This is a genomic window from Nostoc sp. UCD121 (assembly GCF_014222285.1).
In the GTDB taxonomy this organism is placed as follows: domain Bacteria; phylum Cyanobacteriota; class Cyanobacteriia; order Cyanobacteriales; family Nostocaceae; genus Nostoc.
This window is the reverse complement of the sequence record NZ_JACKZS010000236.1, coordinates 1-11,063: the sequence shown is the minus strand read 5'-3', so window position 1 is coordinate 11,063 and position 11,063 is coordinate 1. Positions and strand designations below refer to the sequence as shown.

The 11,063-nt window shown below is 41.0% G+C and carries 10 protein-coding genes and 1 pseudogene; 6 read left to right on the top strand and 5 right to left on the bottom strand.

The annotated features are described in order from the left end of the window. Window positions 1-119: 119 nt before the first annotated feature. Window positions 120-1,058, bottom strand: coding sequence for a ParM/StbA family protein (locus tag GNF10_RS31175; RefSeq protein WP_185586381.1), 939 nt, complete (start codon window positions 1,056-1,058; stop codon window positions 120-122). 601 nt (window positions 1,059-1,659) lie between these two features. On the opposite strand from GNF10_RS31175, the pseudogene GNF10_RS39515 reads away from it, so the two are divergent. Both GNF10_RS39515 and GNF10_RS31165 read left to right on the top strand, forming a co-directional pair. Continuing rightward, window positions 1,660-1,719: pseudogene (locus GNF10_RS39515) on the top strand (sigma-70 factor domain-containing protein); the annotation flags it as partial. A 62-nt stretch (window positions 1,720-1,781) separates the two neighbouring features. Further along, entirely contained in the window at window positions 1,782-1,946 is a 165-nt protein-coding gene (locus GNF10_RS31165; protein WP_185586382.1) for a hypothetical protein, read from the top strand. 506 nt (window positions 1,947-2,452) lie between these two features. On the opposite strand, the gene GNF10_RS31160 is transcribed toward GNF10_RS31165, so the two are convergent. The 3 genes from GNF10_RS31160 to GNF10_RS31150 form a co-directional block, all read right to left on the bottom strand. Continuing rightward, on the bottom strand, window positions 2,453-3,604 hold the full coding sequence (locus GNF10_RS31160) for a ParB/RepB/Spo0J family partition protein (RefSeq protein WP_185586383.1): 1,152 nt from the start codon (window positions 3,602-3,604) through the stop codon (window positions 2,453-2,455). Window positions 3,605-3,607: 3 nt separating this feature from the next. Next, window positions 3,608-4,411, bottom strand: a complete 804-nt coding sequence (locus tag GNF10_RS31155; RefSeq protein ID WP_104901806.1) for a ParA family protein — start codon at window positions 4,409-4,411, stop codon at window positions 3,608-3,610. A 691-nt stretch (window positions 4,412-5,102) separates the two neighbouring features. Next, window positions 5,103-6,347: a ParM/StbA family protein gene (locus tag GNF10_RS31150; RefSeq protein ID WP_185586384.1), complete on the bottom strand. Its 1,245-nt coding sequence runs from the start codon at window positions 6,345-6,347 to the stop codon at window positions 5,103-5,105. A gap of 526 nt (window positions 6,348-6,873) precedes the next feature. Between GNF10_RS31150 and GNF10_RS31145 the strand changes: the two genes are divergently transcribed. After that, window positions 6,874-7,158, top strand: coding sequence for a hypothetical protein (locus GNF10_RS31145; RefSeq protein WP_185586385.1), 285 nt, complete (start codon window positions 6,874-6,876; stop codon window positions 7,156-7,158). A gap of 156 nt (window positions 7,159-7,314) precedes the next feature. Continuing rightward, a protein-coding gene (locus tag GNF10_RS31140; RefSeq protein WP_221643529.1) for an IS630 family transposase occupies window positions 7,315-8,192 on the top strand; the annotation gives its coding sequence in 2 pieces (ribosomal slippage) (window positions 7,315-7,644 and window positions 7,647-8,192; 876 coding nt in all). A gap of 382 nt (window positions 8,193-8,574) precedes the next feature. On the opposite strand, the gene GNF10_RS31135 is transcribed toward GNF10_RS31140, so the two are convergent. Further along, on the bottom strand, window positions 8,575-9,153 hold the full coding sequence (locus GNF10_RS31135) for a hypothetical protein (RefSeq protein WP_185586386.1): 579 nt from the start codon (window positions 9,151-9,153) through the stop codon (window positions 8,575-8,577). 854 nt (window positions 9,154-10,007) lie between these two features. Here GNF10_RS31135 and GNF10_RS31130 point away from each other — a divergent pair. Together GNF10_RS31130 and GNF10_RS31125 are read left to right on the top strand one after the other, a co-directional pair. After that, window positions 10,008-10,394, top strand: coding sequence for a MobB protein (locus GNF10_RS31130; protein ID WP_221643796.1), 387 nt, complete (start codon window positions 10,008-10,010; stop codon window positions 10,392-10,394). Between the two features lie 42 nt (window positions 10,395-10,436). Beyond that, window positions 10,437-11,051, top strand: a complete 615-nt coding sequence (locus tag GNF10_RS31125; RefSeq protein WP_260446355.1) for a relaxase/mobilization nuclease domain-containing protein — start codon at window positions 10,437-10,439, stop codon at window positions 11,049-11,051. Window positions 11,052-11,063: the final 12 nt, after the last annotated feature.

The following is an 11,063-nucleotide window of genomic DNA, read 5'->3' as shown; positions in this document are numbered from 1 at the left end:
TTGTTGGGATTCTGCAAATATGCGTTCTCGGTAGTTTTCTTTGAGCCGAATTTTTACCGGAGCTAAGTCTTGTTTATTTGTCATTGTTTGTTATAACTTCACTTTCCAGATGTGTTTGGTTAATTCTTGCTCGTAATGGTTTTTGCCATTTCTAGAAGCCCAAAGACGTTAGCTTCTACCGGGTTGTCCAGTATTTTGAACCCGTTTTTCTCTAATAGTTTCTTGAATCCAGGTAAGAGGCAGCCTCCACCTATCGCCCAGATTTCATCCCCTTGGTGCTTGGCATCAAGTGTTAGATTCACCACTTTTTTTAAGTATTTTTCATACCAATCTTTCAAACAAGTGCTGTATATATCTTTGATATCGATGTCACGGCTGTACTTGGTATGTCCCATTTCCAGACAAAATCGAATCTTGGATGCATCCCCGATTTTTCCCCCATTTAGATGTTTCATTTTTTGGGAAATATCATCAATGAGAACTTCTACACCAATGGGGTAGGCGGTGTGAACTTCTCGTTTTCCCTGGTTGTAACGAGAATACAGAGTCGTGCCATTGCCAAAATCTAAAATGGTTAATTTTTTGGGTAGTTGATGCCCAAACAATGCACCCATCCCCTCTAGTACTATTTTCAGGACTTCTACTTTCACCTCTGATTGTTTACCAGCAAGTATTGGCTGATATTCTCCACTGAGTACTTTTTGCAATTCGTCAGCCAGACCAACATCATGTAAGCTAACGACTAATTTTAAGTGCCAAGCCTTACGGTGTGGCAGATGTGCCAATGCACCGAATAATGTCAGCAATGCATTATTGACTTTGTTTTCATTGTTATCCGTGTTCCGGTCAAAATAATTTCCTGTACGGAAAGCTGATTCCCCGACAGTGTAAGCAGTACCGTTAAAAACTACTCGTCCGGGTACATCTTCCATGTCGGCTGTGGAAATATAGCTTGGTACACGAACTACTTCAAAACCATCGACTAAAAGTTTTAGGCTTCCATAACCGTTATCAAAGCCAGCAGGAAAAATTTTTTGCAAGGCGTGAATGTTTGACATAGGGATCAAGTCAATACGTTTTGATTTGTGAAAGTTATCTGTTCAGATTATTTAGGGGAGCAGGAAAGCAGGGGAGAGAAGAATAACTTGCTATAAGTCTTTCCCCAGAACTCTGTCCCTTCCCTCTCTAACCTCAAGAACTTATCATACCCCTTGGGGGCTTTGTGGGGTACAAAATATCAAATAGCTAAATGTACCCCATAAAGCCCCCATAAAGCCCCCATGTAGGTGTCAAATTCTCATCGAAGTCCTAATCTATTTTTGGGGTACACATAGCCCCCATACAGCCCCCATCAGAATTTTTGAAATCTTTTCTATGAACGTAGTAGAAATTAACTTACAAAAAAATAGAGAAGAAGGAATAGAAAACTTTAGTTGTGGTCTAAAGCCCACTTAAAAAAATATTTATTTCGAGACGCATAGCGCGAAATACAAAGCGCAGAGGCGGAATGTCTCCGCCTCCGCTCCTTGGTTAAATCCCACGTTTCAAAACATGGGTTCCCTACACCCTCTGAAATGGTTGACTGTTTGATTTATACTCTACTGTCAATATCTTTGTTTAAATTAGCTTCCCACCACGCAAGATGTCTAGCCAAGCTTTGATACAGTTGGAATTTACCTACGAGAAATTGGTCGCTTTCCGAGGCTATTGCCAGAGTAAAAGATTGTCTACACAAGACTTGTAAGGTCAATGCAAAACTTGATAAGCAAAACGATTTTCAAGTGCAACGACTAGAGCGTTCCCAAACTAGGGCTGAACTAGCTATCGAGGTAAATAAAACAGAAGCACAGTTAACCCAAATCCAAAAGCTTGGTCAACTGGCTAAACAAAAAATGATTACCGCCAACCTCCGGTTAGTGGTTGCGGTAGCTAAAAAACGTCGCTGAAGTAACCTGGAATTTCTGGATCTGATTGAAGAGGGAGCAATAGGTTTGCTTTCATCTTGTGGAGAAGTTTGACCCCAATCGGGGATATTAGGACGTGAACAAGACCAAATTAAAGATTATTTGGTTTTTTGAAAACTATTTATGTCCAAGCAGAAGGAATTGCTGTTGTAGAAAGCACTTCTTCCGTACTCAGTCTAATAGCAGTTTGCTCCTAGTTGAGGCACTTAACCTTAATTTGGATGATTGAAGTCCCTCCATTATATTCTCCAACTACAGGCTCACCCGTAAACTGACAAAGTATCCTCTCTTGGCAGTGTCAGCACTCAAATATAATTCGGCTCACTGCTTTGTCGCAGTCTAGAAATCTCACATGCTGAAACCGTTCGGTTGATAATTCTGGTTTGACTCTGCGGGATTCAGGCGAAAGCCATTTGGGTAGTTTAGATAGGCACTTATAGATTACATGGATATCTACGATTCAGTGAACTAAGTCGGACGAGATAGTATTAGTCCAACTTTTTCCGAATCTCTTTTGCCTTAGCTTCTAATACAGCCAATAAATCTCTCAGTTGATCTTGCTGGATATCTTCGACCTTAGTTGCTGAGACATCTCGAATTAGAGAACTGATTTGGTGACTTGGTTTAGGTTTTGTTTCAGGAGCATGTTCAGCAATAGTTTGGGCAACTAGAAAACGAGTTTGAGCGACTGTTAGCCTTTCTTGCAAAACTTGTGATGTAGCATCTTGTCGGATTTTAAGAGCTTTAGTTTCTTCAATTTTTAAATTTTTAGAATTTAGTTTTTGAAGTGACCGGGCATGGTTTGCACCAAGTCCTAATTGTCTAATCGCAATTTTTAAGTCTTCTGAAAGCCGTAAGCAAGGAAAGACATTTGCATCTACTGATGCTGGATTTTGTTGAAAACGTAATAACAACAGAAGAATACTTTGTTCTATTTCGTCTAAATTAAATGCTTTAATGCCTTCTGACTGCTCTTTTCTAGTTAAAATAACCAATTCAGTTAATTGGGGCAAAAGTTTTTTTGCGTTTAATCTAGCTATTGCTCTCCTAAGTGCTCTAACTACTTCTTCCTGTTCAAATTCCAAAGCTAACTTAGCCTGTTGAATCAAACCTTCGGCTAAATCTAGCTCATTCAAGCTTTCTCGGTGAAGACTAGTTAATAAAGTGCGTGCATGTAATTCCTCTTCAGAAAGAACTTTCTGAAGCATCACTGCATCCAGTGTTTCAATTTCTGGCTGTAACTCTTCTGCAACTGATCTCCATCTCCGTTCTCCATCAAAAATGAGATTTCCCGGTAGTAAGATAATCGGCTGTTGTTGCCCTTCCTCTCTAATTGAAACAGCCATACTCCGAATACTATCCGAAGTAAATGTTTGCCTTGCTTGTTTCGGATTGGGTTTTATTTCACTATAGTGAATTTTAAAAATTCCAGATGCTTTCAAATGTTCTCGTAGGTCTTCAATAGTTTGATTGAGAACTGTACGTTCTTCTTCAGCAAGCTTTCCCTGTGCTTCTTCATCTTTTAATCTTGTAATCTCTGCCTGTAAATCTTCTACTCGTTCTTCAAGCTCAAATATCTGTTGTGAATCAGCAGCAGAAGCAAACATTCCAAGTACACTCGGTTTGTTTAATTTTGTCATCGATCAACCTCTTATTAGCTTAAGTTCTTGAACTAGTGCATCAACAATTGGCAGAAAATCTCCTCTTGCCTCTTTGCCGGGTCTGTAAATTCCCAGAGGTAGCCCTCTACCAGAAGCATTAAGAATATCCGCTGATTCTCGAATTGGGCTAAAATACTGAATTCCCAAATTCTTACAGACTAGGGGAAGTTCCTCAACAATACTTCTATGCGCTCCCCAATCACTTTTCCAACGAGTAGGAACTATACCTAATATTTTCGGAGTCGGTTTCAATCTCAGCCGCTTGCAGTTGAAATAGTACCACTCAATCATCGCCGCAGCACTTTGAGAAGCTTTGTATTCAGGTTGAATTGGAATTAACACGTGGCTAGAAGCTGCAAGAGCAGTCAGTGGTAAAGGCTCCAATGTTGCAGGACAATCGATAATTACAAAATCGTGAGATAAGGGGTAATCACTCAACCGATCTGCAAGAGTATAAGCTCCACGCAGATCCTTTGAAACTTCCCGAATTGTTTCGTGTAATTCTTTTCCGCCTTTACAAACTTGAATTTTGTCAATCTTACCTTGCCAAGCTGTAACTAAAGGCCAGTTCCCATTGAAGTCTGGATGGTAAACATTAGCCATTGTTCCCTGTGTTTTAAATTCTCCCAATCCGCAAAATAATGTCAATGATTCGTTAGGATCGATGTCTAATAGTGCCACTGAATAGCCACGAACACCCAATTCATACGCAAGATTGTATGAAATAGTACTTTTTGCCACTCCTCCAGCGTTTGTTTCAATCGAAAGGGTCAAATTGGCAGGCATAATTTTTTCTCTTTCTTGATTACTATATTTCCGACTCCAGTCATGAGATAACGTTATATCAGTTTGTGCGAAGAATTTTGAGATAATGTTATATCATTTTTCTGATTTCTCTAACAAGGATTGCTATCAACACAGAGGTTGACTGCAAGTACTATCGACCTAGCTACACAGATTGCCTATTGTGGAATTGTACACAAAAAGAAATATACCCCGTCCAAGAGATATTCACTCAGCACTTGCTCAATCTAATAGTTCCGTAGGAAAGCATTATTGCCTTTGTGCAAGCTGGTTATTGAGTATAAAAACCAACGGCATAATTCTAATGTGATTTCAACCTTTAAAGCTGTGTCAACCAGCAGCTATTAATGCGACTTTTTTGAGCTTATTGAGAAGAAAAATTTTCTGTTGACATAATATAACCACCTTGCCATGAAGATTCTACGCTGAACAACAGTCTTTGTTCAAAGTGTACTCGATTGAAGCGGGATAACAATATTCTCTATCTACCTGATGTCATTATAGAAAGGGGCGCTGCCAACAAGGAATTATTTTCAATCCCCCTAGAACTAGCTATTCTCACCTAACCACGAGTAATCGGCTCATTCATGCAGTGGTTATTGAGAAGTTACGTAAAAAGCATCCCAGAAGTGTAGTTGCAGTCCTTGTAACTACACTACTTTTTCTGAGCTAATCAAACATTCTCGTTCACAGCAATAAAGGTACTAGGTCGCTCACAAGGCGTAAAATTATACTTACGTTTAACTTCTTCATCTGGATTATCTGTACTACCTTCAGCGGATTTAGTTAGCAGTACAACCTCAGAGCGAGTATAACCAGTCAACTCATCAAACTGAATAATCATATATTGGTAGAGCGCCCAGACATCCGCCATCCGATTGCCAATACCGCAAGATATCTCATCAGGTATAAAAATATTACCGTGCCAGGATACCTTAATTCCCTCTTTCTGGAAGTAAGCGTCTATTTCTGGACGAATATAATCCGCAGTCCCTCCGCAAAACACCAGTTCTTCAATATCATCATCCATCTTCGAGCGCAACCATCTGACGATCGCACGCCAATATTCATCTCTAGCAAGCAATAAAGCCTTGGACATCGACTCACCATCAAGTTGAATTTCATCACCTTTGCGCTTGCGTGAGAGTTTCTGCATCACCTGGGAGTCACAATTAACTCCAGCTTCTACCAACACCTCGATAATATTGGGATTATCAGGGCTTAGTCCCGATGTCTTGGAAGTAAAATTATTCACTAGCCAAGACATACCAAAATTGCTGGTTATTCCCGCACCAATTGAACCACTGCGAAAGGTGAAAATACTTGCGTTGCGATAACCAAGCATTACATACATAGAAGCAGGCATATTATTGCCAAGCGATCGCCTACGGTGAAAAAATATCCCACTACCCTCAGAAGCTGCATCATAACGAAGCATTTTTACCCGCATCTTACCTGCTGGTGTATCAAATCCTCGAAACGCATCCTTCAACCGAATTTGTAACTGTTCTTTGTCTTGCACTTCACCGGGCGGTAGCAGAATGCTCAAGTAAGCTGCAACATCATTACCCAGGTTCAACTTCTCCTTAGCCAGCCAAAATGCACCACAAATTTTAGGGACTGCTAGTTCATACTTTAGCTCCTTCAGCTGCGATATACCCCCAAACCGACGACGGGCAAGCTCTCCCAAGGCGCAATACTCATCACCTATTCCTACCCAAATACGAGATTCAGGATTACCTTCTTGTTGAATGCTCTCAATCGAAGCTTTAGCAATATCTGCTACTTCTGAGTCGAAAAGTAAAACAACAGGCTTTCCCTCTGGATACTCTTGAATGATCGCCTTGGTTTTACTTGCACCCATGTCAATCGTAATTACTACCTTTTTTACGTCTGTTTTCTCCTTAGTTTTGGGCATATCTTTAATCTTTTATTACCTTTTACTATCGTTCCCAATTTAACCGAAATGGGAAAAATACTGTGGTGTAAAACACTTTCTTTACAGGGTTTAACAGCTTTTTTACATAGAAAGTGCGTAGAAAAAAACTATTACGGCGATGTTCTTCGATGGCGCTACAGCATTCATAAGCTAATCGTCATTCATTTTTCCAGAATGATTCGCTTGTAGTAAGGGCTTTAGCCCTACTTTTATGCAACTTAAATGCTGATTAGCTTACTCAACTCCATTGAGTAGAGAGTCCACTGCAAACTGCCAGCAACCAAGTTCAAATTGCCACGGGGCTAACTGAAGTACCTCGATAGCACTAATACCAAATCCAAACCGTAGATTCTAACTACACTAATGTACTAAAAACTGCTTTAATATTCACTGTCAAATCACCTCCTAAATCATGACTAAATTACCCCAATCACACCCAAATTCTGTATCAACTAAAAGTTGAATTATTAAACAAAATTAGCTTTTTGGCTGTAATTCAAACAATGTGATTGTCATCATTACACCCCGTATTACCTCAACCATCCCCGCAATTACCCCAGTAAAAAGTATCGTTATTGTGGAGTCTTGGGCAATAACAAGGTATGTCAAATGGGGTCAATTACACATTTGCTTTGCTGTCAAATTTTTGATCGCAGCTTTTACAGATGAGATATATGAAGTGATTATTCTAGGCGATCGCACCTCTAAAACTAGAATGCGATCGCCTTTCCAGTTCGGTCAAATACTGTTGATGCACTCGACTAAAGGGTTTGACCAAATTTATGGCTGAAATGGTTTCATAGAAACTTTGAGGAATGCAGTGCAGGTGCTGGAAAAACTCCTTCTAAATGCGCCCAATGGAGAGGTGAAAAGCACCTCCTATAGCTATAGCCATCAAGGTTAGGACGTAAACTAGAAGAGTTGGCATTGCATCTACCCAATTTCAATGGCGAAAGCATATAGTGAAGATTTCCGGCGAAAAGTCATACAAGCGATTGAATTGGACGGACTCAAGAAGTGTGAGTCAAGCCTTCTGTTCAATATCAGTCGCAACACAATCAACTTGTGGTTGCAGCGCCAAGCCGAAACGGGTGATGTCAAACCCAAAGCAAGGAAAGCATTGCAGCAGAATAACAAAATCAGCGACTGGGATAAGTTTCGCATCTTTGTCAAAGAACATGGGGATAAAACCCAAAGCGAAATGGCACAGCTATGGGAAGGAGAGATAAGCCAGCGCACGATTTCCAGGGCATTAATCAAAATAGAACATTCGCGTAAAAAAAAACATACGGATATAGTCAACGAGATGAAGCCAAAAGAGTGGCATTTTTAGCACAACTCGAAAACCCGAAAGCATCGCATTTAGTGTACGTTGATGAGTCTGGCATGGATGAACGCGACAACTACGGCTACGGATACTCTGAAGTTGGGGAACGCTTCTACGAACTCAAATCGGGTCGGCGGCAAGGTCGCATTAATATGATTGCTGGGTATCGAGAGGGGCAATTGATTGCACCATTTACGGTCGAAGGGGCGTGTAACCGAACTGTGTTTGAGACCTGGCTAGAAACTTGTTTGATTCCGGTCTTGCGTCCGGGTGAGTGGGTGATTATAGATAATGCGACATTTCATCATGGTGGCCGCATTGCTTCATTAATTGAAGCCGCAGGATGCCAGGTCGTTTATCTTCCCCCTTACTCACCAGACCTCAATCGGATTGAAAAGTGTTGGGCATGGCTCAAAAGTAGGGTTCGTAAGTTGTTACCCAAATCCGATAATCTACGTGATGCAATAGAAACCGTTCTCAAGCAAGCAGCGTCCTAACTAATATGGCTACGGCTATAACCCTCTTCTGTCACTCTCCGAAAACATTTGCCTTTTCTAAAAACTAGAGCTTTTGTATAGCAAGCGATTGCGCGATTTTTTTCTAATAACAAATACAAGACCGATTTTTTTCTAATAGTATAGCTTGTATTGATTGCCTCATGAGGCTTCTAGCGATCGCCCTCCCGGAGAGTGACAGAAGAGGGATAACAACAAACAGCGCCAGGCGATAGCGAAGCGCCGACCTGTCGGTTCGCACTCCAGGAGATATTGCCCACAACGACAAACAGGACAAGGACAGGACTTACGCAAGTATCACAAGCGAAGGCAGAGAGAGTATGCTGTTCTCAAACACCTAACCACCCATATCCTCATAATCCCTTTACTCCAGACGAAATCCTGCATCAACTTCTATTTCTGCCTTAGCAATTGGATCATCCTCGTCATCATTAAAAAACCCATCATCTTCGGAATCTTCTCCCAAAACATTTGATCCGACTGGTTCTGTCGCAACAGGTAACGACACAGGACTTGGCCCAGTGGAATCAAAAAAAGAAACTGAAGGGGGAACCGAATTAGCTGAAATAGGAGTTATTTCCACGCCATTAGTTCCAACTGTTGGTTGTAACCCAGTTGCACCTTGCGAGAAAACTCCACTATGAGGATTAACAAGAACTATCTGGGGCAACCCCTCCATCCCAAACGTCCGTTTCATCTTAATGATCTGAACTTCAAGTTGCGCGATCGCATCATGAAGGGCTGACTGCAATTCAACACCAGATACCCCCGCAGCAGATAGCGCAAATGGTAGGTAATACGCCCGCAGCGCCTCACATACTAACTCAGTTTGCCCTCGCTTCTTTGACTGGAGATAGCTAATTACTATACCGTCCTCCATATCTTTATTCCGCATGATACGCGCCAACTCAACCGAATCAGCTGGCTTACTAGCTCTTGCCATAGCTTCTCTTCTATTAACGTGCAAATCAAGCTTCTCAGTAAGCTATTTGTCAATACTCTTACTTTAACCATACGGTGGGAGAACTCACCCCCGTATTTACTCCTAACTACCCCAATTGACACACTAATTACCCCAATCAACTGAAATTGGGTTTGATTTTTGTCAATCAAAATAAATAATTAACTGAAAAATAAACTCTAACAATCCCCATAATTGAGGTATTCTGAGGGCAAATTAACCCAATTATTTCAGCATTACGTCGAAGTTAATCAACTTAGGATAGAACCACACAACCCGCTCTGCACAAGCATTTACTTCAGTCGCATTCCACAACAGACTATTGCTGTCGCCGTACACTCCTGTAACTAAGACAAGGTATGTTTAGTAGGGTCATTTTATTACTAAGGCTATTATCAATAAACTAGATTAATTGACAGTGCCTTTAATACCAATCGTCTTATCTTGTATCACAAAATGCTACCTTTGTAATATATTTACTGTTTGATAAATAAACAGATTGAAAAATAATACCTATAAATAATTGTAATTACGTATAATTTAATTCACGATAATGGATAGCACCCACTACGCGATCGCACGCTGGCGACATAACCATACAATCTCTACAACCCAACAATTGCATCATTAAAAACAAGGTTTACGGCTTCAGTGTCAGTTACAAGGCGAACTATAAGATATTACCTTGTATTATCACAAGTTACAGTACTCTCACTGGCGGCATATAAATCAAGTATAGTTTATACCAAAAATAGCAGCGATATTGTCCGCAATTGATACCGCACCTGTTGTCAGATTTCCGGTTATCCCCAACTCCCCCAGTGCAGTCTCCAACTATGCCACTTAGTCCCGCAGTGAAACAAGGTATGGTAAGTAACTCCATAAAGCGAACCAAATCCATCAAGGTATACCTCTTTGAGGAAGAGAAAACTACCATTGAGGAAAAAGCGATCGCCACAGGGGTAACTGCATCTGAGTATTTACGTTCCTGTGGGTTAAGGCGGGTACTAACGACAAAACCGTCTGCCGACTTGATAACTATCCGCGCTACTGCTGGAAACCTCAAAAGCGAACTGATGATGTTATCTCACTTAGCAAAGGAAACAAACAACCAGCAAATTTTGGATACTGTCAATAATGCGATCGCACTCGTAGATAAGACTATCGCCGCTGCATTTAACCTAGATATTCCAGCCCAATCACCCTCAAGCCTAGATAAATAAGGCATTACAGGTACTATATCCCCCACTTTCAACTCCTTCAATTTGATTCCCGTCATCTATAAAAAACCCAATTTTCTCGACACGCTCAAGTATGTCTTGGGGAAAGATGATGCTGCGATTGTCGATACTAATATGATGGGAACAAACCCCGATGAATTCAACCAGCAGTTTCTCAACATCAAGTACACCAAAAAAGCAGTTAAACGGCAGTGTGCCCACCTCATTATCTCGATAGCACACCGCTCTAACTATCATGAGCATTTATTAGACAGTCAGTACAGTTATGTAGCAAGAGAATATCTCAAAGATATGGGATACTTGCCCAAGGAAGAATCATCTGTAGCAGCTACCAGTCAGTTCGTTGCAGTACGCCACCACGATCGCAACCACGAACACCTGCATATAATCGCCTCCCGAATTCGGTTAGATGGCAGTTTAGTTAATGATTCCTACGATTATTTCAACTCCCAAGTCTCAACTAGACGCATCGCGGCGGAACTAGGATTAGAGGTGACACCGACAACGAATGAAGCCGTCACTTCTAGGTTAGAGCAAAAGTACGGAATAATTACACTCACCAGTCCCAACCGATCAAAAAGTATTAGGGACTTCCAGAAAATAAAATATACAGATAATAAAAATGATAATCATTGTTAGGGGGGTGGGAGA

What these genes read in the sequence shown, in the direction of transcription:
- GNF10_RS31175 (WP_185586381.1), bottom strand. Translation starts at nt 1,058, where the DNA reads ATGTCAAACATTCACGCCTTGCAAAAAATTTTTCCTGCTGGCTTTGAT.
- GNF10_RS31160 (WP_185586383.1), bottom strand. Translation starts at nt 3,604, where the DNA reads ATGACAAAATTAAACAAACCGAGTGTACTTGGAATGTTTGCTTCTGCT.
- GNF10_RS31155 (WP_104901806.1), bottom strand. Translation starts at nt 4,411, where the DNA reads ATGCCTGCCAATTTGACCCTTTCGATTGAAACAAACGCTGGAGGAGTG.
- GNF10_RS31150 (WP_185586384.1), bottom strand. Translation starts at nt 6,347, where the DNA reads ATGCCCAAAACTAAGGAGAAAACAGACGTAAAAAAGGTAGTAATTACG.
- GNF10_RS31135 (WP_185586386.1), bottom strand. Translation starts at nt 9,153, where the DNA reads ATGGCAAGAGCTAGTAAGCCAGCTGATTCGGTTGAGTTGGCGCGTATC.
- GNF10_RS31130 (WP_221643796.1), top strand. Translation starts at nt 10,008, where the DNA reads ATGCCACTTAGTCCCGCAGTGAAACAAGGTATGGTAAGTAACTCCATA.